The following is a 26,634-nucleotide window of genomic DNA, read 5'->3' on the forward strand; positions in this document are numbered from 1 at the left end:
CTCGTCACCTGTCGCCTCGTCACCTGTCGCCGCGGTAGAGGAGAAGCGGGACATGCATTTCGGCGGAGGTCAGCGAGCCGTGCTGGCCCAGGAAGCCGGACTGGAGAGGTTCGATCGCCGAACGGGTGATGCCGCCGCGATTGCGCGCGACGGCGATGACATCGCCGATGCGGGCGGCATTCTCGGCGAAGACCGCCGGGCCGAACCAGCCGTCGCGAATCGCCTCGTCGCGGGTGAGCACGGCGAAGTTGTCGCCGAGCACCTCACGCCAGGTGGCGGCGACATCGGTGGCGGCGCCGTGCTCGGTGTAGACGTGGCGGGCGCGGGCCTCGCCGCCCAGATTCCGGACGCCGTCGTGCAGGGCGGCGGTGGTGTCGAAGTCGACGTGATCGTGCATGGCGACCATGCCGTGGTCGGCGGTGACGAGCAGGGCGGCGTCCTTCGGAAGACGCTCGGCGATGGCCCGCACGGTGCGGTCCACCATGCCCAATTCCAGTCGCCAGGCCGGGGATCCGGGGCCGCGGACGTGGCCGGTGGTGTCGAGGTCGGCGTGATAGGCGTAGACCAGGGAGCGCTCACCCTGGTTCAGAGCGGTGAGGGTGCCGTCGATGAGGTCGCCGAGGGAGACGTCGAAGCGGAACTCGCTGCCGCGGAACGAGGCTCGGGTCAGGCCGGAACCGGCCTGGAAGATCGGGCCGACATGGGTGACCGAGACGCCGTCGGCGGCGGCCCGCTCGAAGACGGTCGGATGCGGCTGGAACTGCTCGGGCGCAAGCTCTTTCAGCAGATCCACCGTGGGGCCGTCACCGAAGAGCCGCCATTTCAGCGGGCTCATCAGCCGGTCCTGCCCGGGCACCTGCAGCAGGTAGCCGACCAGGCCGTGCTCGCCGGGCGGCACCCCGACGCCGAGTGAGCTCAGGCTGGTGGCCGTGGTGGTCGGGAAGCCCGCGGTAATGGTGCGCGGGACGGCGCTGGACAGGAACGGCGCGTCCGCCGCGTACTCCGCGAGCTGCTCGGCCCCCAGCCCGTCGATGAGCAGCACGCAGACCCGCCTGGCGTCCAATTCCAGTCCGAGCCGGTCGATCTCACCCGGCACGCCGAGACCGGCCAGCAGGGACGGGAACACGTCGGCCAGCGAATTCAGGCCGTACTGCGGCAGTGTGAACACGAGCACCACCATTCCAAGACCCGGTGCCCGGAGCAAGGACGAAACGGCTCAGCGGCCGAATCGTTCCAGGCCGGTGACGCGCAGCAGATCCAGGGCGGAGGCTTCCCGGGTGCCGGGGGCAGCGGAGTAGACGATGACGGTCTGATCGGAATCGGGAACGAGCAAGGTGTCGCAGTCCAAGGTGAGGTGCCCGAACTCGGGATGGGCGATGGTCTTGGTGGACGAGCGCAGCTGATGGGAGCGCCCGCTGCGCCAGAGCTCATCGAATCGCGGACTGCGGGAACGCAATTCGCCGATCAGCTGGGTCAGGCCCGGATCATCGGAATAGCGGGCGCGCGCCGAGCGCAGGCAGCCCACGCAGTAGTCGGCGGTGGCGGCCTCCTCCTCGGGCGTCAGCCAGGCGCGACCGAGACCACCGCCCAGGAAACGCTGATAGATGAGGTCGCGCTCGCTCGGCGGCCATTCCGAGAAATCGCCGAACAGCGCGGCCGCCATCGGATTCCAGGCCAGCACATCGGATTTCGCGGACAGCACCACGACGGGCAGATCGGCCATGCGGTCCAGCAGGCGGTACACGCTCGGGCGGATGAGCAGGGGAATGCGACCTGCGGCCGGGGGCTCGGAACCCGCCAGGCGGAACATCAGGTTCCGATCGTCCTCGTCGAGTCGCAGCGCGCGGGCCAGCGCGCCCAGCACCTGATCGGAGGGTTTCGGGCCGCGGCCCTGTTCCAGCCGGACGATGTAGTCCACGCTGACCCCGGCCAGCATGGCGACCTCCTCGCGCCGCAGGCCCGGCACCTGATGCCGCGCGCCGGCCGGGAGCCCGACATCGCCGGGCGCGGGCGGTGCGCAGCACCGTGGCCAATTCGGTTCTGTCCACCTCCCCATGGTCGCGCACCGCGGGCGCGGCGGGGCGGTACCGCCGGCGCGTCACCCATGCCTTCCAGCCACTGCTGCCCGCGGCGGCGAGCACTCATCGCGGCGGCGCCGCTCGTCCTGATCGTTAGCCTGATGGCAGTGCTGTGGTCGTCCGAATCATCGAAGGAGAGCACCGTGGCAGAAGCGAATTCGAACGGTAGCGAGCGTGTCCTGTCGATCGGCCTGCATCCCAGCGCCGTCGATTTCACCCCCTATCCCGACCAGAACGAGGCGACGCTCACCGCGCGCATCAAGGCCGGCGAGGACGCCATGCGGGCCGCGGGCATCGACTTCGTGGCCTGCCTGGTGCCGCGCGATCCGGACGCGGCCGAGGCCAAGGTGCGCGAGTGCGCCGCCGACGGCCCGTTCCGGGTCGCCATGATCGGCGCGGGTGTGCGCATGGCGCCCGAGCTCACCGAGCTGTTCGAGCGGCTGATCAATACGGTCACCGAGGTGGCGCCCGGTATCCGGTTCGCCTTCAACACCTCTCCGGAGTCCACCATCGACGCCATGCGCCGCGGACTGCGCGCCAAGTGACTGGACACTGTGTACAGTGAGCCGCGATACGCGGCAGGCAGGAATGACCAATGGCTGACAAGACCGAATCGAAGCCCCTCACCCTGAGCGGGCGCTTCAATCACTTCTCGACCACGCGCCTGGGCGCCGTCACGCGGTTCTACGCGCGGCTGCACCGCCGGTTGTACGACCGGTTCGGCGGCACCCGATTCACGACGCTGCAAGGCAAGCCGGTGTTCCAGCTCATGGTCACCGGCCGTAAATCCGGGGAGCCGCGGCCGGTGATGCTCATGCTGGTGCGCGATGGCGACGATCTGCTGGTGTGCGGATCCAATGGCGGGAATCCGGGCACCCCGAACTGGTGGCGCAATCTGCTCGCGACCGAACGGCCGCGGGTGCGGGTCGGCCGGGAGTCCTGGCCGGTGACCGCGCGCGTGGTCACCGATCCGGCCGAGTACGAGAAGCATTGGCGCACACTGGTGGCCGGGTATCCGGACTTCGCCACCTACCGGGCGCTGAGCACCCGGAAGTTCCCCATCGCGGTGCTCACCCGGGCGTGATCGGGCACAGCCGCCTGCTCAGACCACCGACTGCCGGGTAATGCTCGACCACAGCGCATCGCCCTGGTCGGCGAAGCGCTGCGCCAGTTCGCCGCGCGCATCGGTGACGCCGGTGCCGGATCGTCCGCCCGAGACACAGAAGTGCGTCTCGGCGGTCGTCAGCAGTTTGACGTTGACCAGGCGGATCGGCCCCAGCGGCCCGTCCACCGTCGCGGGGACGCTCGCATCGGTCAGGCCCAGCAGCACGCACGCATCGCCCTGATCGTCGACGTACGTGCCACGCGCCTCGTCCGGAAAACCCAAGCCGGACAAGGTCATCGACAGCGTGCCGAAGTGTTCGAGGTTCTCGATGAAGCGCATCCCGTGCTTCGACACCGTCTGTGCCACCGACCACACCATCTGCCCGAGCCAGCTGTCCGAGATCATCTGCGCCGCAGGCCAATCCGCGGGCATTCCGGCGGCCGCGCCGTACACCTCGACGCCGACGCCGCTGACCGGCGCCGCATCGCCCCAGGTGTCGGGGAAGGACAGCCCGTACGAGGTGAGCAGCGCACCGTATTGCCGCCGCACCACCGCGAAGCTCGGGTGCTCCACGCTCGGCGGTTCCGGCTCCTGCACCCCCATGTGCTGCCATATCTCGGTGGGAATGAACCGCGACTGATAGCGCGGCGACGCCAGCGCCGGATCCAGTCGCCCCCACCCGTTCCAGATGCTGTCCAGCGCGCGCCACGTCTCGTCCGCGTAGCGCTCGGCCTCATCGGTTCCCGATTCACTCACGCCGCGACGCTAGCCGCAGCGCCGCGGTCGCCGCAATGCGAAAACGGGCATCCGCCGGACCGGTTCCGGCTCGGCGGATGCCCGTCGACCTCAGGACACGACGGCGAACAGCACCGCCGCGACGGCGAAGCTGACCACCGACAGCACCGTTTCCAGCACCGTCCAGGTTTGCAGGGTCTGCTTGACGGTGAGGTTGAAGTACTTGGCGATGATCCAGAAGCCGCCGTCGTTGACGTGGCTGAGGATGATCGAGCCGGCGGCGATGGCCATGGCGATGAGCGCGATGGCCATCTGCGAGTAGCCCTGATCCACGACCAGCGGGGCCACGATGCCGCCGGTGGTGACAATGGCGACCGTCGCCGAACCCTGCGCGATGCGCAGGCCGCAGCTGATCAGGTAGGCGAGCACGATGACCGGAAGCCCGGCGGCGGACATGGTGTCGGCCAGCGCGGTGCCGATTCCGGTGGCGGCGATGACCTTTCCGAAGAACGCGCCCGCGCCGACCACCAGTAGCAGCATGCCCACCGGGCGCAGCGATTCGGCGGTCAGGGCGCTCAATTCCTGCACGGTGGAACCGCGCCGGAGGCCGAGCACGTAGAAGGCGATGAGCACCGCGATGAGCAGTGCCACGGCGGGCGTGCCCAGGAAGGTGAGTACCTGCAAGGTCTTCGAGCCGTCGTCGAGCAGTTGGCTGCCGAAGGTCGCGCCCAGGATGAGCACCAGCGGGATGGCGATGATGCCGCCGATCAGGCCCACCGACGGGGCGCGCTTGTCGAGCACCGTCGCCGCGGCCGCGCCCGGACCGTCCCCGGGCTTCACGACCGTGCCGCCGGAGCCATTGGCCGTCTCGGACTTCACCAGGAACTCCGCGGGCACCTCCACGTTCACCCGCTTGCCGATCCAGCTGCCCCACACGATGCCCGCCGCGACGAATCCCGGTAGGCCGCAGACGAATCCCATGAGTATCAGCCAGCCCAGGCTGACGCCGAGCAGGCCGCCCAGCGCGACCGGACCCGGATGCGGCGGCAGGAAGGCGTGCGTCATGGACAGGCCCGCGAGCATCGGCATGGCGTACAGCACCAGCGAGCGCCCGCCGCGCTTGGCGGCCACGTAGATCAGCGGCGCCAGCACGAAGATGCCGATGTCGAAGAAGACCGGGATGCCGAAGATGAGCCCGAGCAGGCCCATGGCAATGGGAGCGCCCTTGTCCCCGAAGAGTTTCAGCAGCCGCTCGGTGAGCACGTCCGCGCCGCCGGAGCGCTCCAGGATGGCGCCGAGCACCGTGCCGAGGCCGATGATGACGGCGATGTGGCCGAGGATGCCGCCGAATCCGGTCTCCAGCAAGGATTCCCCGGCCTTCAAGGGAGTGCCGACGATCTTCGCCACCGGCAGCCCGGCCGCCAGGGCCAGGCCCAGGCCGGTGAGCAGCAGGGCGATGAACGGTTCCAGCTTGAACCGGATGATCGTCACGAGCAGGACGGCGATGGCCAGCCCGCACAGCACCAGCAGACCCGGCGTGGTGGTGCGCAGCCAATCGACTGTGTCGCCCATGGGGTACCTCAATTCATGGATCGAACGAACGATGCCGCGCGAGCGGCGATCTCGGGCCACCGGCCCGCGGCGACGTCGGCGGGAGCGACGACGTCGGTCCCGGCGGTGACGGCGATCGCGCCGTGCGCCAGGAAGTCGGCGGCGTTACCGGCATTGACCCCGCCGGAGGGGATGAGCTCCGCCTGCGGGAACGGACCGTGCAGGTCCTTCAGATACCCGGGCCCGAGCGCCTTCGCGGGGAAGATCTTCACCGCCGCCGCACCCAGATCCAGGGCCCGCATCACCTCGGTCGGTGTGAAAGCGCCCATGACGACCGGAATTCCGCGCTTCGCGGCGACCTCGGCGACGGTCTCCCGAATACCGGGGGTGACCAGGAAGCGTGCGCCGCTGTCGATGGCGGCGGCCGCCTGCTCGCCATCGAGCACGGTGCCCGCACCGACCACGGCGGTGTTCGCGCCGGCGGCCTTGCGAAGGCAATCGAGCACACCGGAAGTGGTGAAAGTCAGTTCCAGAGCCCGGATTCCGGATCCCGCGAGCGCCTCCGCGAGGGCCACCGGGTCGGGAATCTCGGGCGCACGCACCACGGTCAGCACGCGATCGGCGCGGATAACCTCCATGGCCTCGGTCATCAAAGTTCCCTCCACATAGTCGTCATCCCGCCCGCGCCTTCCGCCATCGCGGCGCACCCGCCGCCATCCGGCGTGGCTTCCGCCATCGCGGCGCACCTCCGGCCGTCCCAGCGCGCCCTCCGCCGCCCCAGCGCCTCTTCCACCATCCGGCTGACTTCCGCCATCCGGCGCGCCCGCCGCCATCCGGCCTGACTTCCGCCGTCCTGGCGCGTTCTTCCGTCATCCCGATGAGCTCTGTCCGTCATCCCGGCGTACTTGTGGCCTGCCTCGTCGTGTGGATTCCGGCCAAGAACACGCCGGAATGACGGAGGGCGGCCGGTATCGGCCGCGGCGGCGGTCACCGGGTTTCCTTGCGGGCAGGGTCCATGCGCAGGGCGCGGCCCGCGCGGGCGCCGGTCGCTTTGCCGTCTTCGAGCGCGAATTCGCCGTTCACCAGGACGTGGCGGATGCCCTGCGCCTGCTGTTTCGGGTTCTCGAATGTGGCGGTGTCGGTGATGGTTCGGGGATCGAAGGCCACCAGGTCGGCGGCGTACCCGGGTTTGACGAGGCCGCGGTCACGCAGTCGCAGGCGTTGGGCCGGGCGGCCGGTGAAATGGTTGACGCAGTCCTCGAGGTCGAGCAGGCCGAGTTCGCGCACGTAGTGGCCGAGGTAGCGCGGGAAGGTGCCCCAGGCGCGCGGGTGCGGGCGGTCGCCGACGAGGAGGGCGTCGCTGCCGCCCATGTGGCGGGAGTGCCGCATGATGGCGCGCACGTTCTCCTCGTGGCCGACGTGTTGAAGGATGGTGGTGGCCAGCTGGTCTCGGGTGAGCAGGTCGAAGAAGACCTCGACCGGCGGCATGTCCCGATCGGCGGCGATCTCGGCGACGGTGCGGCCGACGTATTCGTCGAGCGCGGTATTGCCGACACCGCTGATCTGGATGGTCGCCCAGTCGACGGTGACGCCGTGGCAGCCGTCGGAGCCGTGCAGGTTCACATCCAGGGCGATGCGGATGCGCGTGGATTCGTCGGCGATGCGCGCCAGCGCGGCATCCGGGCCGCCGGACATGGCCCAGCTGGGCAGCAGGGCCGACAGGGTGGTCGAGCCCGGCAGGTAGGGGTAGGTGTCGAGGGTGACATCGTGCCCGTCGGCGAGGGCGGCGTCGATCATGGCGAGGAATTCCGGTGCGCGGCCCCGATTCTCGCCGAAGTTCAGGGTGGCGTGGGTGAGGTGCAAAGCGCAGCCGGTGGTGCGGGCCAAGTCGATCATTTCCGCGTAGGCGTTCAGCGCGCCCGCGCCGTAGGAGCGGGTGTGCGGAGCGTAGTAGCCCCCGGCGGCGGCGACCACCTCGCACAGGGCGGTGAGTTCGGCGGTGTCCGCGTACATTCCGGGCGTGTAGGTGAGCCCGCTGGACATGCCGACCGCGCCCTCGGCGAGGCTGTCGGCCAGCAGTTCCCGCATGCGCCGGATCTCTTCCGGTGTGGCGGGGCGCTTTTCGGCCCCCACCACCATCAGCCGCAAGGTGCCCTGGGGGACGAGGTAGGCGGCATTGGGCGTGATGCCCTGGTCGAGGCGGTCCAGATATTCGGCGACGGTGCGCCAGGAGAAGTCGAAATCGGCGGGATTGCCGTTCCACCCGGCGATCTGGCGGCGCAGCACGGCCAGTGCCGCATCGTCGATGGGCGCGTAGGACAGCCCGTCCTGGCCGATCACCTCCGTGGTGATGCCCTGGCTGAGCTTCGGGAAATGCGCGGGCTCGGTGAGCAGGTGCAGGTCGGAATGGGCGTGCATATCGATGAATCCGGGCGCGAGCACCAGATCCTCGCCGCCGTCCACAATGCGGTCCGCGCCGGTGATCGCACCCGGCCCGGCGATCTCGGCGATCCGGCCGCGATCGACGACCACATCACCGCGATAGCGCGGCGCACCGGTGCCGTCGATGATGTCGATATTGCGGAAGAGCAAGTCGGCCACTGTATTACCGCCGATCAGAAGAAGGTGTGCACGAGATCGACCACCCGCGGCCGCGCGGCCCCGGCATCGTCGATCACCGGGATGAGTCGCCACTTGTCGAAGGCGGTGCAGGGATGGGAGAGCCCGAGCCGCACGACGCCGCCCACCGGCAGGTCCTGTGCGTCACCGCCCGGCAGCCGCAGGAAGGTGTGCTGGTCATTGAGCGCCGACACCGTCGCCTCCGGATTCAGCTTGGCCGCAGCCGGTCCCGCGATGAGCTGCGGCACGGGCAGGCCCTCGTCGAAGGGCAGATCGCGCTTGCCCGCATCGAGCAGGGCGAGTTCCGCCTCGGGGCGGGAGACCACGCGCGCCCAGCCGTGCATGGCCGAGCGCAGCGGCCGGTCGGCGCGACCCGCGGCCAGCGGGGAGATGCCGGAGTAGAAGCCGTCGTCGTGGATCAGGTACGCGCCCGACCGCAGCACGACGGTGGTCGGAACACCCTGCGCGCCTTCCTCGTCCGCGAGCCCGGCGAGATGCTCCACCACCAGGTCCGGGTAGGCGCTGCCGCCCGCGGTGATCACGGCCGGCCTCTCATACCAGCCCGCCGTGACGATCGCGCGATGCAGCAGCGCCACCTCGTCGAGGTACCGCCGCACGGCCGCGACCCCTTCCGGGCTGCGATCATGGGCGAGGGCGCCCTCGTATCCGCCCACCCCGGCCAGGATCAGCCGCGGCGAGCGGTGCACCGCCTCGGCCACCTCGCGCGCCGCCTCCAGGCCGCGCGCGCCGGTACGCCCGTGCGGCCCACCCAGTTCCACGATCACCGACAGCCGCACGCCCGCGGGCGCAGCGGCCAGATGCCGTTCCATCTCGCGCACCGAGTCGACGCCGTCGACCCAGCTGAACAGCTCGAACTCCGGATCGCGCGCCGATTCGGCGGCGGCCCAGCGCAATCCGACCGGATCCAGCAACGCATTGGCGAGCATGACGCGGGCCACCCCGAACGAGCGCGCCACCTGCACCTGCCAGCCGGTGGCGAGGGTGATCCCCCACGAGCCGGCCGTCAGCTGTTCGGCCCACAGCTGCGGCGCCATGGTGGTCTTCCCGTGCGGGGCCAGCCGCACCCCGGCGGCCGCCGCCCAGTCCGCCATGACGGCGAGATTCGAGTCCATGGCGGCGCGGTCCAGGGTCAGCAGCGGCGTCTCGAGCTCGTCGAGCAGCGGTGCGGCGGCGAGGTATTCGCGCACGGTCCGGCCCCATGCCGTCGGCGGCAGCGATTTGTGCTCCGGTCCCAGCGTCCGTTCGTGCAGCGCTGCGATGACGGCATTGTCGATGGCCACGGCACTTCCTTCCTCAGGTCCAAGTGTCATATCAACTGTGCATTGCATATTCTGCAACGCTTGTTGCACATCGTGTTTGTGGTGGTTATTCTGCATGCGACGACCGATAGCCGCAAGCACTCGAAGGAGATTGGTGTGACCCGAGCGACGCCGGCCCGCCCCCGAGCGGTCACCGTCGGCGAAGGACTCGCCGTCCTGATCGCCCGGCCCGGACCGCTCGAGGATTCGCCGGCCTTCGACCGGAGCGCGGGCGGGGCCGAGGCGAATGTGGCCGCCGTGCTCGCCCAGCTCGGGATCGAGACGGCCTGGATGTCCCGCGTCGGCGCGGATGGCTTCGGCCGCTTTCTGACTCGTCACCTGGGCGAACGCGGTGTGGACACCACCGCGGTCACCGTCGATCCGGCGCGGCCCACGGCGGTGTACGTCAAGGAGCGCGGCAGCGGGTCCGGGCGCGACGGCGATCTGCCCGCCGGATCCAGCCGAATGCTCTATTACCGCACCGGCTCGGCCGCCAGCGCCCTGTCCCCCGCCGATCTCACCGCGGCGTCCACCCTCCTCGACGGCTGCGATCTCATCCATTGCACCGGCATCACCACGGCCTTGTCGCCCTCGGCGACGGAGCTGACCGAAGCGCTCACCACGCTGCCACGCCACGGCCGCCTGATCAGCTACGACCTCAATTACCGCCCGGCCCTGTGGGCCCAGCGCACCGGCGATCCCGCCGAGATCCTCGCCCGGCACCTGAACGGGTGCGATGTGGTGTTCCTCGGCGCCGACGAGGCCGAAACCGTCTTCGGCACCGGCGATCCCGGCGAGCTGCGCGCCCTGTTCCCGCACCCGCACCACCTCGTGGTCAAGAACGACAAGCATTCGGTCACCGGATTCGCCGGCGCCGCACATCTGGAAGTGCCCGCCCTGCGCCTGGATGTCACCGAGCGCATCGGCGCGGGCGACGCCTTCGCGGGCGGCTATCTGGCCGCCCTGCTGCACGGCCGCCCGCACGAGGAACTGCTGCGCTTGGGCCACCTGTGCGCCGCGGCCGCCCTCACCGGCGCCGGGGATTTCGCCGAGCTGCCGGCGCTGCCCGTGCTGGAATCCCTCGCCGCCCGCTCGGATTGGGCCGAGTTGCGCTACGACCCGGCCGAGCTCGTACCGGAGAATGTGGCGTCGTGAGTCAAAGCCTGCATCGCGCCCTGACCATCCTCGCCGAGCTCGGCGAGGACTCGAAGACCTTGGACCAGTTGGCGACCCGGCTGGGCGTGCACAAGTCCACGGTGCTTCGGCTGCTGCAGACCATGGAGGGCGAACGGTTCGTCACCCATGACGCCGAACACCGCTACCGGCTCGGGTCCCGGCTGTTCGAGCTGGCCAACCGGTCCCTGGAGGGCCGCGATGTGCGCACCGCGGCGCGGCCGCACCTGACCGCGCTCAATGCCGAGACCGGGCAGACCATTCACCTGGCCACCTACGAATCCGGCGAGGCCATCTACATCGACAAGCTCGACGCCACCCAGAGCGTGCGCATGTACTCCCGCATCGGCCGGCCCGCACCGCTGCACTGCACGGCGGTCGGCAAGGTGCTGGTCTCCGCTCAGCCGCGCGGGCTCTGGCGCGAGATCGCCGAGGGCCTCGAGTACCGCCCGTTCACCGAGCGCACCATCCGCACCCCCGAGCAGTATCTGGCGGAGCTGGAACTCGTTGCCTCCCAAGGGTTCGCCGAGGATCACGAGGAGCACGAGAGCTTCGTCAACTGTGTGGCCGTCCCCATCCGCAATGGCACCGGCGCGGTCGTGGCCGCGCTGTCGATGTCGGTGCCGGACATGCTGCTCGATCACGACCAGGTGCTCGGACTGCTGCCGCGAGTGCGTGCGGCCGCCGACGCCGTTTCCACCGAGCTCGGCTGGAGTCCGGGCATCGACCACTGAAAGGTATGCACATGAGTGAGAAGATCGCCGTCCGAACCGATCTCGCGCCCGCACCCGCCCACACCTTCTCCCAGGGCGTGCGCAAGGGACCGTTCGTCCAGGTCTCCGGACAGGGCCCGGTCGACCCGGTCACCAACGAGTACCTGCACCCGGGTGATGTTGCCGCGCAGACCATCCGGACGCTCGAGAACGTCAAAGCCATCGTGGAGGCCAGCGGCGCCGGCTTCGACGATGTGGTGATGCTGCGCGTATACCTCACCAAGCGGGAGGATTTCGCCATCATGAACGAGGCCTACGGCAAGTTCGTCACCGAGCACACCACCGGCGGCGTGCTGCCCAGCCGCACCACGGTCTTCACCGGCCTGCCGCGCGAGGAGATGCTGGTCGAGATCGACGGCATCGCCATCGTCGAAGGCTGAGCCAGCGCAGGAGACCGATCCTCAGTCGACCATCCGGACCATCGTCCACATCCACCACGGCCGCCGTGGCACTTCGCAGCGCAGCAGTTGCACATGCCAATCCGTCCACTCCCCGGTCTCCGGCGACCGGACCACGATCGGGCGCCGCTCGATCTCGGAGGGCGGAATGTCGGCCGCCCACATCCGTTCCCACTCCGGCGCCCGTTCGAGCTGACGAGTGAGTTCGGCAATGCGTTCGGGCGGCATCATTCCCGGCGCCAGGTGGCGGAAGGCGTGCACCATCATGTGGGCGATGGTCTCCCAATTGCCGATCACCTCGCGGGCCCGCGGATCCAGCAGCGTCCACACGAGGACATTGACGCCGGCGTCCAGGCCCGGGAAAGCCCGGCGGTAGGGCTCGTTGGCGGCGACGCAGTCCAGCGCGGGCATGGTCTGATAGCACGCCGGGTACGGAATGCTGTCGAGGAAATCGAGTTCCGCCGCATCCGGGCCGTAACCGTCGGGGACGATCGCGGTCAGCTCCGGCTGCAGCAGGTAGGCGGCGTGCTCACGGACTTGCACCGGCACATCCAAGGCGTCGAACAGCGCACCGAGCGCGGTGGCGGTCGGGGGCCGGGTGCCCTGTTCGAGCTTCTGGATCAGCGCCTCCGAGACCCCGGCCCGCCGGGCCAGTTCGGCGCGGGTCAGCCCCGCGTGCTCGCGACGTTCCCGCAGATAGCCCGCGATTGCCGAATGTGCGTCGGCCACCTGCAGATACCTCCCGACCGAATGTGCTGTGTGCGCATCAAAACCTACCGTTTGGTCTTGAGAGGGTGTGCAGCAGTATCCCGACCGCAATGCCAAATCCGGCGACTGGGACAAATTGGGACAGGACCTCGCCTTGACGACAGGCCCGCTCACTCGGGATGCTCTCTGAGTCGCTCGAAGCCGAGCGGCTCAGACAGGTGCCAGCGGAGGGGACGGCACGTACGCCGGCCGGCTCGCTGTTCACGGAATCGCTGCGCGGTACGTGCCGCGTGGGGCATCCAGATCGGCGGGCCGGTCGCCGCGACCGGCCCGCCGTACGGTCTTCAGGACTCGTCCTGCCAGACGGCGAGCTCACCACCCGGCATGGAGGCGATCATGCTGCGCGGGCCGGAGAAGGTCCAGGCCTCGTAGTAGCGGTCCGGATCCACGATCAGATGCGCGCCGGAGTCGAGGGCGATGCGCAGGCCGCCCTGCTCGTTGATGCTGGCGGACTCGATCAGGCCGTCCAGGGCGCCGACCAGGTTGTCATGGGTTCGGGTGGGATCGCCGACCACGTGATGGACCGAGCCGCCCGGGGTTTCGATGGTCAGTTCACTACCGACGTGCAGTTCGTACACACCGATCCCGATGGCGAGCAGGGGTTCGGTGGACAGCACGCACAGTCGCTCTCCGGCAATCGGCAGTTTCATGATCGTTCCTCCGTTGCGGTTCGTCTGATTCCACTGTGCCCGAAATGCCAATCGGCCCGTTTCCGCAACTGCGGAGACGGGCCGATAGTGTGTGGTAGATCGCGTTTTCAGCGATTCATGCGGAGATCAGTTACCGCCCAGCACCGCCAGCACGGGCTCGGAGAGGAAGAACGGCTCCAGCCGCTCGCGAACCAACTTGGCCAGCACGCCGTTCCGCTTGGCGGCCTCCACCACGGCCGGGCCGTAGCGCAGGATCTCGGCGGCGACGGTCTCATTGGACAGGCCCAGCTCCGGCAGCATGGCCGCCAGGGTGTGGTCGCCGTACTTCTCGAAGAAGACCTCCACGCCCTGATCCACCAGGACGCCGAAGTACTCCTTCTCACGGGTGGTCAGCGCGATGCGGTAGATGATCAGCGCCAGATCCTGGAGATCCTGCTGAGACAGGTACTCCCGCAGTCCGCTCACCGGTTCGCCGGCGTGCAGATCCCAGAACTCCATGGCGGCGTCGTGCACGGGGGCGTCGCGCAGCATCTCGCGGATGGCGTTATTGGTGCGCTTGAGCGCGAATTGCGCGCCCTTCCCGGCCATTTCGCCCAGGAAAGTGCCGTCGCCGGCGGCCTTCTCGGCGGCCTTGCGGGCCTGCTTGGCCGCGGAGGTGCCGAAGGAGACCAGCGAGCCCACGCCCGGGATCTTGCCCGCGAGCTGACGGTTGGACTCCATGAAGTCGTCGATCAGCTTGTCCACGAACTTGGAGGCGACGGTGGCGATGAGCGGGCTCTCGGTGAGCCGCTCCAGAATCCGCTCCTGCGCCTGGTGCATGCCGAAGATCTTCTCCAGCAGCTGCTCCACCGGCTCGCGGTCGACCACGTCGCCGAGGGTGTAGTCGTTATTGGCGGCGATATCGTCGTAGAGCGAATTCGCCAGCGTGCCGACCATTTCGCCGAGGACCGGGCTGCCGCCGATCAGCTCGACCACGGTGGCCACGGTCTGCTTGGCCTGGTCGATCTCCACCACGTCGCGGAAGATGATGGTGTCGGCCACGCCGATCACCGCGTCCACGTCCCGGGCGATCACTTCGGCGAACCGGTCGCCGGTCACCTCGGCGACAATGTAGTCGACTTGCAGATCCAGCAGCCGTTCGGCGATCTCACGCGGCTTGGCGTCGGTCATAGGTTCCACCCTCGGTGTCGAGCGGACCACCCGGAAATCACTCGTTATCGTTGCCGTGCACCGATTTTCGAATCTTCTCCAGGCGCTCCCGCGCGGCTTTCTCCCGCGCGTCCCACTGTTCCTCGACGCTACGACCCACTGGTGTCTGCCGATCGAGTTCGCCCATCCCCCTGGCGGTGCCGTAGCGCTGCTCGACCTTATCGCGAACTGACTCGAAAGTAGGGACACCGGATTCCGAATACCCGCCCATCTCCCCGGTCACCGGAATACCCGCCGGAGGTACCACTGTCCCGGACACTGCCGGACCACCTCCCACCTGCCCGAACACACCGGGCGTATCCGATACCGGATGGGCCGCCGTCAGCTGCGTGTCAGGAGTCACATCGATGGCTTGCGGTGCATGACCCACCGTGGCGGCCACCGACGCCGCCACCGCGTGCAATGCGGCCAGCCCGGCCCGCCCATCGGTCGCCTGCTCCACCACCGCCGCGAGCTCAGCATCGGGCAACTGAGCCAACAGCACCGCGAGTTCCTTGTTGGCATCACTCATAACGCCCAGGCTACGCAGCCCCGCCACCTCCGGGCCGAGCATCGGCCGTGCGGTCACGCGGAATCGCGGGAGAGCGTGCGCGTCACCCACGCGGCGAGCGTCCCCGGCCATTCCGGGATCGCCACCAGATTGTCGTGCGCGGCCCCGGGGTAGATGACCAGCTCCTTGGGCTCGGGCGCCGCTTCGAACAATGCCCGGCCCATACTCACCGGCAACAACTCGTCGGCATCGCCGTGCATGATCAGCACCGGGCACCGCAGCCGCCGGATCCGCTGCAGGCTCGGATAGGCATTGGGCACGAACACCTTGGGCAGGAACGGGTACACCGCCTTGGCCGCATTCCGCAGCCCCGTGAACGTGGACATCAATACCAGCGCCGCGGGCGGATACGCATCCGCCAACTCCAGCAGCACGCCCCCGCCCAGCGACTTCCCCAGATACACAACCCGATCCGGATCCACTCCCCGCTGCTTCAGCAGTGCCGCACGCGCCGCCCGCGCATCCAGATAGGTCCCGCGCTCGCTCGGCTTCCCGCTACTGCGCCCGAACCCCCGGTAATCGAAGGTCAGCACATCGAATCCGGCCGCCGCCAGCAAGGCCAGCACCGGCGACCGATCCCCGATGTTCCCCCCGTTCCCGTGCGCGTACAGCACATGCGCCACCGGCTCCCCCACCGCCCGCACGAACCACGCATTGACGGTCTCCCCGTCACTGGTCCGCAACCAGAGGTCCTCGTACGCCACCCCGAACTGCTCCGGGGTGGCGACGATCCGCCGCTCCGGAAAATAGGTCAGCGCATTGAGGACAGCGGTAGCCGGATGCTGCATACCGGTATTCCTACCCCACCGGCCGCCCGCGACACCGCAGGGCAGACCGAATGGTGTAGAACCGATGGATGCCGGAGCCCAGCCGATACCCTCGAATCGTGGTCGTCATGGGCGTCTCCGGCTCCGGGAAATCCACCGTCGCCCGACTGCTGGCCGCCGAAACCGGCTGGGACCTCCTCGAAGGCGACGATCTGCACCCACCCGCGAACATCGCGAAAATGGCCGCCGGCCAACCCCTCACCGACGCGGACCGCCGCCCCTGGCTGGACGCCATCGTCCAATGGATGACCGCACAAGCCGGCGCCGGCCGGTCGGGCGTCGTCACCTGTTCGGCCCTGAAACGCTCCTACCGCGACCTCTTCCGCCACGCCCTGGCCGAATCCCCCGGCGCCCGTCCGACTTTCGTGCACCTCACCGGCACTCGTGCAGAACTCCTCCGCCGAATGGCCACCCGCCCCGGCCATTTCATGCCCGCCACCCTCCTCGACTCCCAGCTCGCCACCCTCGAGGACCCCGCGGGCGAACCCGGCGTCATCACGCTCGCAATCGATTCCACGCCGGCAGAGCTGGCGGCGGCGGCCCTGGCCGAGATCCGATCCGGCGACTGACCCTGCGAAGCGAGGGCTCCCGATCCACAGGGATCGGGAGCCCTCGCTTCCGTCGGGGTGACGTGATCAGCTGCGCAGTACCGCGCCGACGGCCGAGGCCGCCGCGGCGACGGCGGCGTCCCGCGCCGCGCTGGCCTCGTCCTCGGTGAGAGTGCGGTCGGGGGCGCGGAAGCGCAGGGCGTAGGTGAGAGACTTGCGACCCTCACCGGCCTGGGCGCCTTCGTAGACGTCGAAGAGGGAGATGTCTTCGAGCAGGTCGCCCGCGCCGGTGCGGAGGGCGGCCTCGACCGATGCGGCCGGGGTGGACTTCTCGACGCTGACCGACACGTCCTGGAGGACCGCCGGGAAGGCGGAAACCACGGGGGCGGGGCGGTTTTCGCGGATCGGGAGAGCGTCCAGATCGATCTCCACGGCGCAGGTGCGCGGGGGCAGGCTCGAGCGTTCGAGGACCGCCGGGTGCAGTTCGCCGGCGTGGCCGACGACCTTGCCGTCCACCACGAGTTCGGCGCAGCGGCCCGGGTGCCAGGGGAGGTGGGCCGCCGAGCGGCGCTCGATGACCACGCCGGCGGCATCGGCCACGGCGTCGACGAGGGCGAAGGCGTCGCTCGCCTCGACGGCGCGGCCCGGGCCCCAGGGCCCGCGGGGCTCACGCTTGCCGGTGAGCACCGCGCCCACCCGGACCGGCTGCTCGGGCAGCGAGCGGAGCAGGACGTCGATCTCGTCCGCGGTGGGGCGGCGGTCGACCGGGAGGGCGTCGACGGGAGCGGTCTGCGGGGTGGGCAGGGTGACCTGGCCGATGCCGTAGAGGGCGAGGTCGCGCTGGCCGCGGGAGATATTGCGGGCGGCGATCTCCAGCAGGCCGGGGAGCAGGGTGGAGGAGAGGTCCGGGCGCTCCGCGTCGAGCGGGTTCAGCACCTTCAACGTCTTGCGGCGCGGGTCGTCGGCGTCCAGGCCCCAGGTGTCGAAGACGGTGGCGGACATGAAGACCGGGGCCGGGACCTCCACACAGCCCTCGAAGGCGAGGGCCTTGCTCACCGCGCGGCGGCGGCGCTGTTCGGCGGTGAGGCCGCGGCCCGCCGGAGCGGTGGGAATGACCGACGGGATCTTGTCCAGGCCCTCCAGGCGCAGCACCTCCTCGACCAGGTCGGCGGGCTGGGTGAGGTCGGGGCGCCAGGTCGGCGGGGTGACGACCAGTTGACCGTGGCCGGATTCGCTGACGCCGACCTCGACGGTGCAGCCGACCTGCTGCAGGCGGCGGGTGGAGGTGCCCGGGGCGTAGTGCACGCCGGCGGTGCGATCGGCCAGGTCGATGTCCATGCTGATGGGCGCGGCGGCCGGGACCGGGACGCGCACGTCGGTGAGCACGGATTCCACGGTGCCGCCGGCGATTTCGACCAGCAGGGTGGCGGCGCGATCCAGCGCGGCCACATTCACCTCGGGATCGACGATGCGCTCGAAGCGGCGGCTGGCCTCCGAGGAGAGCTTGTGCCGGCGCACGGTGCGGGCGATGGCGACCGGGTTCCAGGTGGCGGCTTCCAGGAGGATGTCGGTGGAGTCCGCGCCGACCTCGGTGCTCGCGCCGCCCATGGTGCCGGCCAGGGAGATGACGCCGGAATCATCGGCGATCACCACGTCCTCGGCGTCCAGGGTGCGCTCGACATCATCGAGGGTGCGCAGGGTTTCGCCCTTGTTGGCGCGGCGCACGATGAGGGTGCCGTTGACCTTCGCGGTGTCGAAGGCGTGCAGCGGCTGGCCGAGTTCGAGCATGACGTAGTTGGTGACGTCGACGGCCGGGGAGATCGGGCGCACGCCCGACAGCATCAGGCGGCGCTGCAACCACCACGGGCTGACGGCCTTGGGATCGATGCCGGTCACGCGGCGCACCGCGAAACGCGTGCACAGCGACTCCGGTTCGATCTTGACCTGCCAGGCCTCGGCCTCCGCGCCGGGCAGCAGGCGCACGGCCGGATCCTGGTACTCCAGGTCGAAGCCGCAGGCGAGCTCGCGGGCCAGGCCGCGCGCGGAGAAGGCGTAACCGCGGTCGGGGGTGATGGCCAGCTCGATGACGGTGTCGTCCATGCCGAGCACCTCGTTGGCGTCCGCGCCCGGCTCGGCGGTCCCGGGCTCGAGCACCAGGATGCCATTGTGATCCTTGCCGATGCCGAGTTCGGCGACCGAGCAGATCATGCCATTGCTGGTGTGCCCGTAGGTCTTCCGCGAGGAGATCTTGAAACCGCCCGGCAGCTCGCCGCCCGGGAGCACCACGACCACCAGATCGCCGACGGCGAAGTTCCGTGCGCCGCAGACGATCTCCTGCAGCTCCGGCTTGCCGATATCCACCTTGCAGAAGCGGATGGGCTTCTTGAACTCGGTCAGCTCGGTGATCTCGGCGACCCGCCCGACCACGAGCGGATGCTCGATATCACCGGTGATCGGCCGGATCGGATCGACCTCTTCGACCTCCAGACCGACCCGGACGAAGCCCGCATCGAGTTCTTCCGCCGACACCGCCCAGCCGGGGGTGGTGCGCTGCAGGATTTCCGTCAGCCAGGACTGCGCTACTCGCACTTGACGTTTCGCTTCCTCGTATCGAAGGGGTCGGGATCAGGACTGGATGCCGAACGGCAGCGTGAAGCGCACATCGCCCTCGACGATGTCGCGCATATCGGACAGGCCGTTGCGGAACTGCAGGGTCCGCTCCAGACCCATGCCGAATGCGAAACCGCTGTACACCTCGGGATCGATCCCGCTGGCGATGAGCACCTTCGGGTTGACCATGCCGCAGCCGCCCCACTCGACCCAGCCCGGTCCGCCCTTCTTGTCCTCGAACCACACGTCCACCTCGGCGGACGGCTCGGTGAAGGGGAAGAACGAGGGCCGCATGCGCGTGGTGGTGTTCGGGCCGAACAGCGCCCGCGCGAAGGCGTCCAGGGTGCCCTTGAGGTGAGCCATGGTCAGGCCCTTGTCGATGGCCAGGCCCTCGACCTGCGAGAACACCGGGGTGTGCGTGGCGTCGAGCTCGTCGGTGCGGAAGGTTCGCCCCGGGCACACCACATAGATCGGCAGCTCCCGCGACAGCATGGACCGCACCTGCACCGGCGAGGTGTGCGTACGCAGCACCTGCCGCGAACCCTCGGGCGCGATGTGGAAGGTGTCCTGCATGGTGCGCGCCGGATGATCGGGCAGGAAGTTCAGCGCGTCGAAGTTGAAGTGCTCGGTCTCGACCTCGGGACCCTCGGCGACCTCCCAGCCCATGGCCACGAAGACGTCGGCGACCCGCTCGGACAACACGGCGATCGGGTGCCGGGCGCCCTCGGCGCGGCGGCCCGCGGGCAACGTCACATCGATGGTCTCGGCCACCAGCACCGCCGCGTCGCGCTCGGTGAGCAGTTCCGCCTGCCGGGTCTCGTACGCCTTCGACACCCGCCCGCGCGCCACGTTCACGCGCTTGCCGGCCTCGGCCTTCTCCTCCTTGGGCAGCGAGCCCAGCGAGCGCTGCGCGAGGGAGATGGGCGACTTGCCGCCCATGTATTCGGTCTTCGCGGCCGCGAGCTCATCCAGGGTCGCGGCCGAGGCGAACGCCTTCTCGGCGGCTTCCGCGGCGGCGGCGAGGGATTCCTCGGTCAAAGCCGCAGTCTGCTCGGCACGGTCGATATCGTCGGCCACGATGCTGGTCTCTCCCCTGGCTGGTAAAGGTCGGGCGATTGCCATCCCATTCTTGCTGGTCGAATCGTAGTCCTTGTAATCAGCCCGCTTCACTCGGATTTCCGCAGGCAGCGCGCACCCCGCTCGGCGTGGCGCGCGCCGCCGCGCCGAATCACGCTCGGGCGTACCGCTCCCGGAAGACGTTCCGGTCCAGGCTCCGGCGGCCCGGGTGAATCCGCTGTTCAGCGGGGTGACCGACGGACATGAGCAGGGCGATGGCCAGATCGGGCCGGTCCTCGATGCCGATGACCTTCTTGACCTTCTCCTCGTCCCAGCCGTTCATGGGCGAGGTGGCCAGTCCCCGTTCGGTGGCGGCGAGCATCACATAGGCGGCGGCGATCATGGCGTCCTTCACCGCGTACTCACGCAGCAGCCCGCGCTCGGCCAGTCCCTGCTGGAATTCGGTGGCGGCGGCCGAGAAGAAGGAGACGAACTCCTCGCTCCATGCCCCGGCCCGGTGCGCGCGCTCGTAGACGTCGGCCCGATCCTCTTGCCACGCTTGGCTTTCGGCGACGAAGACCAGCATGACCGGGGCCTCCTGCGGTTGCGGCTGCCCGCCGGTGGCCCAGGCCAGCCCTTCCCGCACCGCCGGGTCGGTGACCACGACGATCGAGCGGTCCTGCAGGTTCCAGCTCGACGGCGCTTCCATGGCGAGTTCCATCAGGGCGTCGATATCGGCGGCCGCGACCGGATCGGGCCGGTAGTGCCGGACGGTGCGGCGGGTGCGGATGGCATCGGCGACGGACCGCGAGGCGTTCATGACGTTGTTCATGAAACTCACTATTGGAGAGTGGCGAACTTCTGGGAAGAAGGCACTAAAAAGTGCGTTACTCTCTCCCTGTGCAGACCATTGTGGAATCGTCGGGCCTTCCCGCCGACTGCTACTCCCCCAAATGCCCCACCCGCCAGATCCTCGACCACATCGCCGGCAAGTGGACGGTCCTGGTGATCGACGCCCTCATGCACGAGGGCACCATGCGCTACACCGATCTGTCCCGGCGCATCGGCGGCGTCTCCCAGAAGATGCTCACGCAGACCCTGCGCAGCCTCGAATACGACGGGTTCCTTACTCGCACAGTGCATCCCACCATTCCCCCGCGCGTGGAGTACGACCTCACCGACCTCGGCCGCAGCCTCGCCGAACCCATTACGGCCCTGCGCCGGTGGACCGAGGCGCACATCAACGAGATCGAGGCGGCCCGGCGCTCTGCTCCCGCAGCGCGGTGACTTCCGCGCGCAGCGAACGGATCTCGTCGATCAGGGCGCTGAGCTCGCCCTCGGTGCGTTCGGCGGTCTTCTCGACGGTGCCGAATTTGTCGACGACCCAACTGGTGGTGGTGCCGATGGCGAAGCTGATCAGGCCGATGCCGATGGTCATGAGCAGCAGCGCCACGAGACGGCCTTCCGCCGTCACCGGGTAGCGGTCGCCATAGCCGACGGTGGTGACCGACACCGCTGCCCACCAGACGGCGTCGCCGAAGCTCGTCACATTGGCGCCCTCGGCGTCGCGTTCGGCGTCGTAGAGGGCCAAGCTGCACACGAACAGCAGGAGCAGTGAACCCGCGCCGACGAAAACCGACATGCGAGTGCGGGATTGGAAGCGACTGCGGCGGTCGGCGGCATCCAGCACGAGCAGGACGGCCCGCAGCAGGCGCAGCGGCCGTAGCGGCGGCAGCAGCACCGCGACCAGGTCCAGCCAGTTGCGCCGGACGAAGCGGCGGCGGTTGGTGGACAGGCGCAGGCGGATGCAATAGTCGACGGCGAACAGCGCCCACACGGTGACGTCGAGAACATTCGTCCACGTCCCGATCCACGGGTGACGGCCGGCGTCGAGCACATGCCAGGCGTAGGCGGCCAGGAACAGTAATGCCAACGCCGCCATGGGAATCGCGGTGGCGCGCTCCCATGCGACCCGGCGGGTGTGGGGTACGAGATCGGGCGGCAGTGCCGGTACCCGTTCGGTGTCGGTGTGCATGGGGATCTACCTGGGTCGATGCGGTCGAACCACCGCAGCGTAGCCCCCGCGCGCACTCCGGTGCGCCCCCTCCGCGCATCCGGGCGGAATCGGAGGGGGCGCGACGGATCAGGCGTCGAGGTCGGCGGCGACCAGGCCCGCGATCTTGTCCAGGGCGGCCTGGTCCTCGGAGCTGACGATCACTTCCGCGCCCTTGGCGGCGCCGAGGCTCATGATCATGAGGGCCGAGCCGGCGTCGACGGGCGCGCCGTCCGGGAGCGCGAGGGTGACCGGAACGCCCGCGGCCTGGGCGGCCTGGGCGATGACGGCGGCCGGGCGGGCATGCAGTCCGACGGCGGAGCCGACGATGACGGAAGTGCTGGGCATGGCGTGTTCCTCCTTGGTGATCACACGGCCGCGGGGACGGCCGGTGTGGTTTCGCGGCGTGGTTGGACGAGTTGCTTCGCGGCGGTCACGCACAGGGTGCCGACCGCGGTGCCCGCGGCCAGCGCGAGCAGGAACCAGAGCAGATGGCCGACGGCGAAGAAGACGAAGATGCCGCCGTGCGGGGCGCTCAGCGTGGCGCCGGAGGCCATGATGAGCCCGCCGGTGACCGCGCCGCCCGCCATCATCGACGGGATGACGCGCACCGGATCGGCGGCCGCGAACGGGATGGCGCCCTCGGAGATGAACGACGCGCCCAGCAGCCAAGCGGCCTTGCCGTTCTCGCGTTCGGCGGTGGTGAACAGCTTCGGGCGCACGGTGGTCGCCAATGCCATGGCCAGCGGCGGCACCATGCCCGCGGCCATGACCGCCGCCATGATCCGCAGTGTCGCCGGATCGTTCACGCTCAAACCGGCCACCGCGAAGGAGTAGGCCGCCTTGTTCACCGGCCCGCCCAGGTCGAAGCACATCATGAGCCCGAGAATGACGCCCAGCAGCACCGCCGAGGTCCCGGACAGGCCGTTGAGCCAATCGGTGAGCCCGCCGGTGATGGCGGCCAGGGGCCGCCCGAGCACGATGAACATGAGGCCGCCGACGATCAGCGAGGCGAACAGTGGAATGACCACCACCGGCATGAGCCCGCGAGCCCACTGCGGCACAGCGAGTTTGGCGATCCACAGCGCGGCGAAGCCGGCGATCAACCCGCCGACCAGGCCACCCAGGAATCCGGCTCCCACGAACACCGCGACCGCACCCGCCGTGAATCCCGGTGCGAGACCGGGCCGATCGGCGATCGCGTACGCGATATACCCCGCCAGCGCGGGCACCAGAAAGCTGAAAGCCAAGGCGCCCAACTGGAACAGCACCGCGCCGATATAGATCCGCAGCCCGCCGTCCGGCAAGGAGCTCAGCGTGTTGTCGAGCACGATCGTCTTCGCATCATCGGAGATCTCGTACCCGCCCAGCAGGAATCCGAGCGCAATGAGCAGCCCACCGGCGGCCACGAACGGAATCATGTAGCTGACGCCGGTCAGCAGAATCTGCCGCAACCGCGTCCCCCACCCCGGCGACGCCGAACCCGGTGTGCCGGAGGCACTCTGCACCCGCTCCACGGCGACCGTGCGCGCCCCCGGATCCAGCGCGGCCCGCAGCGCCTCGGTCACCATCGCATCCGGCTCATTGATCGCCCGCTTCACTCCGGACTCGACCACCGGCTTCCCGGCGAACCGGTCCCGCCCCTGCACGCCCACATCGGTCGCGAAGATCACCGCATCCGCCGCCGCGATGGTCGCCGCCGACAACGGCGTGCTCCCGCTCGACCCCTGCGTCTCCACCTGCACCGTAACCCCGGCCCGCTCCCCCGCGGCCACCAGCGAATCCGCGGCCATATAGGTGTGCGCGATCCCGGTCGGACACGCCGTCACCGCCACCAGGATCCGATCGGCCGAAGAGTACCCGGCGTCCTCGCCACCGACGGTAGCGCTGGACCCCGCCGTGGAGCGCGAGTAACCGGCTTGCACCCCAGCCGATTCCGCGCCGGTCCGCGCCGGAACTGCCGCATCGGTTCCATCGGATGCGTGCGTGCGCGACGATCCGTTCGCGGTGGTGTCCAGGTCGGGCCGCCCGGCGGGCCGACGCGAATCGCTTGCAACGGAACTCGCGCCCATCGCAGTCGCGTCATCGGCTGTCGCGGCCACTGCGGTCGAATCATGGCCCAGCGTGGCAGCGGTCGTCGCACGCGCGGCTGTCTCCTCGGTGCTCGCAGCCGAATCCGGCTGCGACCGTGTCGCTTCCGGCGGCGCGAGAACGCCATCGACGAGTTCGAGGACTGTGGCCGGCGTGTCGGCGGCGCGGAGTTCTCCGACGAACTCTGGTTTGACGAGCGCGCGGGCCAGCGCCGAAAGCAGTTTCAGGTGCTCGGCTCCCGCACCTTCCGGGGCGGCGATCAGGAAGACCAGATCAGCGGGACCGTCCGGCGCGCCGAAGTCCACCTTCGGGGCCAGCCGGGCGAACGCGAGAGAAGCGGCCGCGACCACCTCCGCGCGACAGTGCGGGATAGCGATGCCGCCGGGAAGCCCGGTGGCCGACTGGCTTTCCCGTTCCAGCGCCGCATCCCGTAGGGAGCCCGCGTCCGTGGCGCGGCCTGCCGCAGCTACGCGGGCCGCGAGTGCTGCGATCACTTCCTGCTTGGTAGCGCCCAGATCGGCGTCCAAGGTGATCAGTTCCGCGGTGATGATGGGATCGGCCATCAGATGTCCTTCAGCGATGGGGCGGGGAATCGAGGGCCGTCACGGCCGCCGGGTCGGGGGCCACGCCCACCGGGGCCGCGACCGGATGGCCGGCGCGGGCAGCGATCACGTCGTGTCCTGTGGCATCAGCGTGCAGGGCCACGAGATTCGCAGTGGTGAGGTCGGCCATCGGGATGTCCTTCAGCGATGGGGCAGGGGGTCGAGGGTGGTGACGGCCACGGCGTCGGGGGTGACGTGGTGTGGGCCGGGGAGGCCGGTGCCCGGGAGGGCGACGGCGGCGCTGCCGTAGGCGACGGCGTGGCGCAGGCGGTCGGGTGGGGGTGCGCCCGCCAGGTCGGCGAGGAGGTAGCCCGCCAGGGCGGAATCGCCCGCTCCGACGGTGCTGCGCGGGGTGATGTCGGGGGCGGTGGCGTGCCAGGCGCCCTCGGGGGTGATCAGGACCGCGCCTGCCGCGCCGAGGGTGGCGAGGACCGCGCCGACGCCGCGGTCGACAAGGGTGCGGGCGGCGCGGGCGGCGGTCAGGGGGTCGTGCAGGTCATCGGGGTCCGCGCCGGTGAGCTGGGCCAGTTCTTCGGCATTGGGCTTGAGCAGCTGGGGCGCAGCGGAATCGAAGCCCGCGGCCAGGGCGCGGAGCGGGGCGTCGGAGGTGTCGACCGCGACGCGGGTGCCGCGCAGGCGGCGGAGCAGGGCGACATACCAGTCGGTCGGGACCAGCGGCGGGAGCGAACCCGAGAGCACCACCCAGGCGGCGTCGGCAGAGAGTTCGACCAGCAGGTCGGACAGCCGCCGGAGGTTCTCCTCGGTCAGCGCGGCCCCGGGTTCGTTGATTTTCGTTGTGGTGCCGTCGGATTCGGCGAGGGTGAGGTTGGTGCGGGCGGAGCCTTCGCAGGGGACCGCGCGATGGTCGAGGCCGGTTTCGCGCAGGGCCCGCAGCAAGGGATCGTCGGAGCGGCCGGGGAGCACCGCGACGGTGGGGACGCCCGCGGCCGCGGCCACGCGGGAAACATTGATGCCCTTGCCGCCCGGCTGTGTGGTGACGGTGCGGGCGCGGAGCACGGCCCCGGAGCGCAGCGGTTCGGACAGCGTCACGGTGCGGTCGATGCTGGGGTTCGCGGTGAGGGTGACGATCATGCGGTCACCACCTCGATTCCACACTGCTCCAGCTCGTTTCGCAGGGATTGCGGCAATCCGGTGTCGGTCACCAGGACGTCGATCTCGTCGATGGCGGCGAAGCGCACGAAGTCCTCGCGGCCGATCTTGCTGGAGTCGGTGACCACGACCACCCGGTGCGCGGTGCCGACCATGGCCCGCTTCACCGCCGCCTCGTCGGTGTCCGGCGTGGACAGGCCGTGACCGGAGGTCAGCGCATTGGTGCCGATGAAGGCCACGTCCACGCGCAGCTCGCCGAGCAGGCGCAGGGGCTGCGGACCGACGGCGGCCTGTGTCACGCCGCGCACCCGGCCGCCCAGCAGGTGCAGTTGCACCCCGGCGTGTCCGGATAGCCGGGTCGCGATCGGCAGCGAGTTGGTCACGGCCACGAGTTCCCGGTCGGCGGGCAGCAGGGCCGCCACGCGGCCGGTGGTGGTGCCCGCGTCGAACAGCACGCTGCCACCGGAGGGCGGCAGGAAATCCAAGGCCGCCTTGGCGATCCGGTCCTTCTCCCCCGACTTGCTGTGCTCGCGCTCGGCGGTGCCGACCTCGATGGCCGTCAGCGCCGCGGCCGGTACCGCGCCGCCGTGCACGCGGCGCACCAGACCCATGCGATCCAGCACCGCCAGATCGCGGCGCACGGTCTCGGTGGTGACGCCGTACCGCTCGGCCAGGTCGGTGACGGCTACGCGACCGAGTTGCCCGACCAGGGTGGCGATGGCCTGCTGCCGCTCCTCGGCGTACATACCGATCCTCCAACTCGATGTGTGATTCTGTTGTTTTATGCCCGAACGTATTGCTTTGTCAAG

28 protein-coding genes are annotated in these 26,634 nt (G+C 69.6%); 7 read left to right on the top strand and 21 right to left on the bottom strand.

The genetic code is table 11. The annotated features are described in order from the left end of the window. Positions 1–19: 19 nt before the first annotated feature. Entirely contained in the window at positions 20–1,168 is a 1,149-nt protein-coding gene (locus ACYQ5L_RS25250; RefSeq protein WP_459960774.1) for an alkaline phosphatase family protein, read from the bottom strand. 48 nt (positions 1,169–1,216) lie between these two features. Further along, positions 1,217–2,056 carry a helix-turn-helix transcriptional regulator gene (locus ACYQ5L_RS25255; protein ID WP_459960775.1) on the bottom strand — a complete coding sequence of 280 codons (840 nt, stop codon included), beginning with the start codon at positions 2,054–2,056 and terminating at the stop codon, positions 1,217–1,219. Positions 2,057–2,221: 165 nt separating this feature from the next. Here ACYQ5L_RS25255 and ACYQ5L_RS25260 point away from each other — a divergent pair, with 165 nt between their 5' ends. Both ACYQ5L_RS25260 and ACYQ5L_RS25265 read left to right on the top strand, forming a co-directional pair. Beyond that, positions 2,222–2,623 carry a hypothetical protein gene (locus ACYQ5L_RS25260; RefSeq protein WP_459960776.1) on the top strand — a complete coding sequence of 134 codons (402 nt, stop codon included), beginning with the start codon at positions 2,222–2,224 and terminating at the stop codon, positions 2,621–2,623. 50 nt (positions 2,624–2,673) lie between these two features. Further along, complete coding sequence (locus tag ACYQ5L_RS25265; protein ID WP_459960777.1) at positions 2,674–3,162, top strand: nitroreductase/quinone reductase family protein; 489 nt, start codon at positions 2,674–2,676, stop codon at positions 3,160–3,162. A gap of 18 nt (positions 3,163–3,180) precedes the next feature. Here the strand turns inward: ACYQ5L_RS25265 and ACYQ5L_RS25270 are convergent, their stop codons facing one another. The 5 genes from ACYQ5L_RS25270 to ACYQ5L_RS25290 all read right to left on the bottom strand — a co-directional run bounded on the left by ACYQ5L_RS25270 (position 3,181) and on the right by ACYQ5L_RS25290 (position 9,419). Beyond that, a complete protein-coding gene (locus tag ACYQ5L_RS25270; RefSeq protein ID WP_459960778.1) occupies positions 3,181–3,939 on the bottom strand; it encodes a hypothetical protein in 759 nt (252 codons plus the stop codon). Positions 3,940–4,029: 90 nt separating this feature from the next. Continuing rightward, complete coding sequence (locus ACYQ5L_RS25275; RefSeq protein ID WP_459960779.1) at positions 4,030–5,490, bottom strand: GntP family permease; 1,461 nt, start codon at positions 5,488–5,490, stop codon at positions 4,030–4,032. A gap of 8 nt (positions 5,491–5,498) precedes the next feature. Further along, a complete protein-coding gene (locus ACYQ5L_RS25280) occupies positions 5,499–6,119 on the bottom strand; it encodes a bifunctional 4-hydroxy-2-oxoglutarate aldolase/2-dehydro-3-deoxy-phosphogluconate aldolase (protein ID WP_459960780.1) in 621 nt (206 codons plus the stop codon). A 337-nt stretch (positions 6,120–6,456) separates the two neighbouring features. Next, a complete protein-coding gene (locus ACYQ5L_RS25285) occupies positions 6,457–8,070 on the bottom strand; it encodes an N-acyl-D-amino-acid deacylase family protein (protein WP_459960781.1) in 1,614 nt (537 codons plus the stop codon). Positions 8,071–8,084: 14 nt separating this feature from the next. Continuing rightward, entirely contained in the window at positions 8,085–9,419 is a 1,335-nt protein-coding gene (locus ACYQ5L_RS25290) for a type III PLP-dependent enzyme domain-containing protein (RefSeq protein WP_459960782.1), read from the bottom strand. 105 nt (positions 9,420–9,524) lie between these two features. Here ACYQ5L_RS25290 and ACYQ5L_RS25295 point away from each other — a divergent pair, with 105 nt between their 5' ends. The 3 genes from ACYQ5L_RS25295 to ACYQ5L_RS25305 are packed head-to-tail and all read left to right on the top strand — an operon-like array spanning position 9,525 to position 11,733. Then, positions 9,525–10,562, top strand: coding sequence for a sugar kinase (locus ACYQ5L_RS25295; RefSeq protein WP_459960783.1), 1,038 nt, complete (start codon positions 9,525–9,527; stop codon positions 10,560–10,562). Then, entirely contained in the window at positions 10,559–11,314 is a 756-nt protein-coding gene (locus ACYQ5L_RS25300; protein WP_459960784.1) for an IclR family transcriptional regulator, read from the top strand. The genes ACYQ5L_RS25295 and ACYQ5L_RS25300 overlap by 4 nt, the downstream gene beginning before the upstream one ends. An 11-nt stretch (positions 11,315–11,325) precedes the next feature. Beyond that, positions 11,326–11,733, top strand: coding sequence for a RidA family protein (locus ACYQ5L_RS25305; protein WP_459960785.1), 408 nt, complete (start codon positions 11,326–11,328; stop codon positions 11,731–11,733). Between the two features lie 21 nt (positions 11,734–11,754). Here the strand turns inward: ACYQ5L_RS25305 and ACYQ5L_RS25310 are convergent, their stop codons facing one another. The 5 genes from ACYQ5L_RS25310 to ACYQ5L_RS25330 form a co-directional block, all read right to left on the bottom strand. After that, positions 11,755–12,480: a helix-turn-helix domain-containing protein gene (locus ACYQ5L_RS25310; protein WP_459960786.1), complete on the bottom strand. Its 726-nt coding sequence runs from the start codon at positions 12,478–12,480 to the stop codon at positions 11,755–11,757. A gap of 323 nt (positions 12,481–12,803) precedes the next feature. Continuing rightward, positions 12,804–13,169, bottom strand: a complete 366-nt coding sequence (locus ACYQ5L_RS25315; protein ID WP_459960787.1) for a DUF6188 family protein — start codon at positions 13,167–13,169, stop codon at positions 12,804–12,806. A 126-nt stretch (positions 13,170–13,295) separates the two neighbouring features. Beyond that, a complete protein-coding gene (locus ACYQ5L_RS25320; protein ID WP_459960788.1) occupies positions 13,296–14,339 on the bottom strand; it encodes a hypothetical protein in 1,044 nt (347 codons plus the stop codon). 37 nt (positions 14,340–14,376) lie between these two features. Then, entirely contained in the window at positions 14,377–14,889 is a 513-nt protein-coding gene (locus ACYQ5L_RS25325; protein ID WP_459960789.1) for a PspA/IM30 family protein, read from the bottom strand. Between the two features lie 53 nt (positions 14,890–14,942). Beyond that, positions 14,943–15,716: an alpha/beta hydrolase gene (locus tag ACYQ5L_RS25330; protein ID WP_459960790.1), complete on the bottom strand. Its 774-nt coding sequence runs from the start codon at positions 15,714–15,716 to the stop codon at positions 14,943–14,945. 68 nt (positions 15,717–15,784) lie between these two features. On the opposite strand from ACYQ5L_RS25330, the gene ACYQ5L_RS25335 reads away from it, so the two are divergent. Next, positions 15,785–16,324, top strand: coding sequence for a gluconokinase (locus tag ACYQ5L_RS25335; protein ID WP_459960791.1), 540 nt, complete (start codon positions 15,785–15,787; stop codon positions 16,322–16,324). 66 nt (positions 16,325–16,390) lie between these two features. On the opposite strand, the gene pheT is transcribed toward ACYQ5L_RS25335, so the two are convergent. The 3 genes from pheT to ACYQ5L_RS25350 all read right to left on the bottom strand — a co-directional run bounded on the left by pheT (position 16,391) and on the right by ACYQ5L_RS25350 (position 20,801). Beyond that, the gene (gene pheT / locus ACYQ5L_RS25340; RefSeq protein ID WP_459960792.1) at positions 16,391–18,892 is read right to left on the bottom strand and encodes a phenylalanine--tRNA ligase subunit beta; all 2,502 of its coding nucleotides are present in this window, start codon (positions 18,890–18,892) and stop codon (positions 16,391–16,393) included. Positions 18,893–18,928: 36 nt separating this feature from the next. Then, the gene (gene pheS / locus ACYQ5L_RS25345) at positions 18,929–19,990 is read right to left on the bottom strand and encodes a phenylalanine--tRNA ligase subunit alpha (RefSeq protein ID WP_459960793.1); all 1,062 of its coding nucleotides are present in this window, start codon (positions 19,988–19,990) and stop codon (positions 18,929–18,931) included. 151 nt (positions 19,991–20,141) lie between these two features. Further along, positions 20,142–20,801, bottom strand: a complete 660-nt coding sequence (locus ACYQ5L_RS25350; protein ID WP_459960794.1) for a nitroreductase family protein — start codon at positions 20,799–20,801, stop codon at positions 20,142–20,144. A gap of 68 nt (positions 20,802–20,869) precedes the next feature. Between ACYQ5L_RS25350 and ACYQ5L_RS25355 the strand changes: the two genes are divergently transcribed. After that, positions 20,870–21,256, top strand: coding sequence for a winged helix-turn-helix transcriptional regulator (locus ACYQ5L_RS25355; RefSeq protein WP_459960795.1), 387 nt, complete (start codon positions 20,870–20,872; stop codon positions 21,254–21,256). Here the strand turns inward: ACYQ5L_RS25355 and ACYQ5L_RS25360 are convergent. From ACYQ5L_RS25360 to ACYQ5L_RS25385, 6 genes are all read right to left on the bottom strand, one after another. Next, a complete protein-coding gene (locus ACYQ5L_RS25360) occupies positions 21,210–22,004 on the bottom strand; it encodes a potassium channel family protein (protein WP_459960796.1) in 795 nt (264 codons plus the stop codon). The two genes, ACYQ5L_RS25355 and ACYQ5L_RS25360, sit on opposite strands and share 47 nt — an antisense overlap. A 108-nt stretch (positions 22,005–22,112) precedes the next feature. After that, the gene (locus ACYQ5L_RS25365) at positions 22,113–22,370 is read right to left on the bottom strand and encodes an HPr family phosphocarrier protein (RefSeq protein WP_459960797.1); all 258 of its coding nucleotides are present in this window, start codon (positions 22,368–22,370) and stop codon (positions 22,113–22,115) included. Positions 22,371–22,390: 20 nt separating this feature from the next. After that, on the bottom strand, positions 22,391–24,676 hold the full coding sequence (locus ACYQ5L_RS25370) for a PTS fructose transporter subunit IIABC (protein ID WP_459960798.1): 2,286 nt from the start codon (positions 24,674–24,676) through the stop codon (positions 22,391–22,393). Between the two features lie 10 nt (positions 24,677–24,686). Then, positions 24,687–24,845, bottom strand: a complete 159-nt coding sequence (locus ACYQ5L_RS25375; RefSeq protein ID WP_459960799.1) for a hypothetical protein — start codon at positions 24,843–24,845, stop codon at positions 24,687–24,689. An 11-nt stretch (positions 24,846–24,856) separates the two neighbouring features. Continuing rightward, on the bottom strand, positions 24,857–25,807 hold the full coding sequence (pfkB, locus tag ACYQ5L_RS25380; RefSeq protein ID WP_459960800.1) for a 1-phosphofructokinase: 951 nt from the start codon (positions 25,805–25,807) through the stop codon (positions 24,857–24,859). Continuing rightward, positions 25,804–26,571 carry a DeoR/GlpR family DNA-binding transcription regulator gene (locus ACYQ5L_RS25385; RefSeq protein ID WP_459960801.1) on the bottom strand — a complete coding sequence of 256 codons (768 nt, stop codon included), beginning with the start codon at positions 26,569–26,571 and terminating at the stop codon, positions 25,804–25,806. Before ACYQ5L_RS25385 ends, pfkB begins: the two co-directional genes overlap by 4 nt. Between the last annotated feature and the right edge of the window lie 63 nt (positions 26,572–26,634).

Source organism: Nocardia sp. IFM 10818 (assembly GCF_054655275.1).

Excerpts from the sequence above, each read along its gene's own strand:
- ACYQ5L_RS25255 (WP_459960775.1), bottom strand. The coding sequence starts at position 2,056 with ATGGGGAGGTGGACAGAACCGAATTGGCCACGGTGCTGCGCACCGCCC.
- ACYQ5L_RS25275 (WP_459960779.1), bottom strand. The coding sequence starts at position 5,490 with ATGGGCGACACAGTCGATTGGCTGCGCACCACCACGCCGGGTCTGCTG.
- pfkB (WP_459960800.1), bottom strand. The coding sequence starts at position 25,807 with ATGATCGTCACCCTCACCGCGAACCCCAGCATCGACCGCACCGTGACG.
- ACYQ5L_RS25290 (WP_459960782.1), bottom strand. The coding sequence starts at position 9,419 with ATGACACTTGGACCTGAGGAAGGAAGTGCCGTGGCCATCGACAATGCC.
- ACYQ5L_RS25305 (WP_459960785.1), top strand. The coding sequence starts at position 11,326 with ATGAGTGAGAAGATCGCCGTCCGAACCGATCTCGCGCCCGCACCCGCC.
- ACYQ5L_RS25360 (WP_459960796.1), bottom strand. The coding sequence starts at position 22,004 with ATGCACACCGACACCGAACGGGTACCGGCACTGCCGCCCGATCTCGTA.
- ACYQ5L_RS25315 (WP_459960787.1), bottom strand. The coding sequence starts at position 13,169 with ATGAAACTGCCGATTGCCGGAGAGCGACTGTGCGTGCTGTCCACCGAA.
- ACYQ5L_RS25335 (WP_459960791.1), top strand. The coding sequence starts at position 15,785 with ATGCCGGAGCCCAGCCGATACCCTCGAATCGTGGTCGTCATGGGCGTC.
- ACYQ5L_RS25330 (WP_459960790.1), bottom strand. The coding sequence starts at position 15,716 with ATGCAGCATCCGGCTACCGCTGTCCTCAATGCGCTGACCTATTTTCCG.
- ACYQ5L_RS25375 (WP_459960799.1), bottom strand. The coding sequence starts at position 24,845 with ATGGCCGACCTCACCACTGCGAATCTCGTGGCCCTGCACGCTGATGCC.
- ACYQ5L_RS25370 (WP_459960798.1), bottom strand. The coding sequence starts at position 24,676 with ATGGCCGATCCCATCATCACCGCGGAACTGATCACCTTGGACGCCGAT.
- ACYQ5L_RS25365 (WP_459960797.1), bottom strand. The coding sequence starts at position 22,370 with ATGCCCAGCACTTCCGTCATCGTCGGCTCCGCCGTCGGACTGCATGCC.
- ACYQ5L_RS25385 (WP_459960801.1), bottom strand. The coding sequence starts at position 26,571 with ATGTACGCCGAGGAGCGGCAGCAGGCCATCGCCACCCTGGTCGGGCAA.
- ACYQ5L_RS25325 (WP_459960789.1), bottom strand. The coding sequence starts at position 14,889 with ATGAGTGATGCCAACAAGGAACTCGCGGTGCTGTTGGCTCAGTTGCCC.
- ACYQ5L_RS25280 (WP_459960780.1), bottom strand. The coding sequence starts at position 6,119 with ATGACCGAGGCCATGGAGGTTATCCGCGCCGATCGCGTGCTGACCGTG.
- ACYQ5L_RS25320 (WP_459960788.1), bottom strand. The coding sequence starts at position 14,339 with ATGACCGACGCCAAGCCGCGTGAGATCGCCGAACGGCTGCTGGATCTG.
- ACYQ5L_RS25265 (WP_459960777.1), top strand. The coding sequence starts at position 2,674 with ATGGCTGACAAGACCGAATCGAAGCCCCTCACCCTGAGCGGGCGCTTC.
- ACYQ5L_RS25350 (WP_459960794.1), bottom strand. The coding sequence starts at position 20,801 with ATGAACAACGTCATGAACGCCTCGCGGTCCGTCGCCGATGCCATCCGC.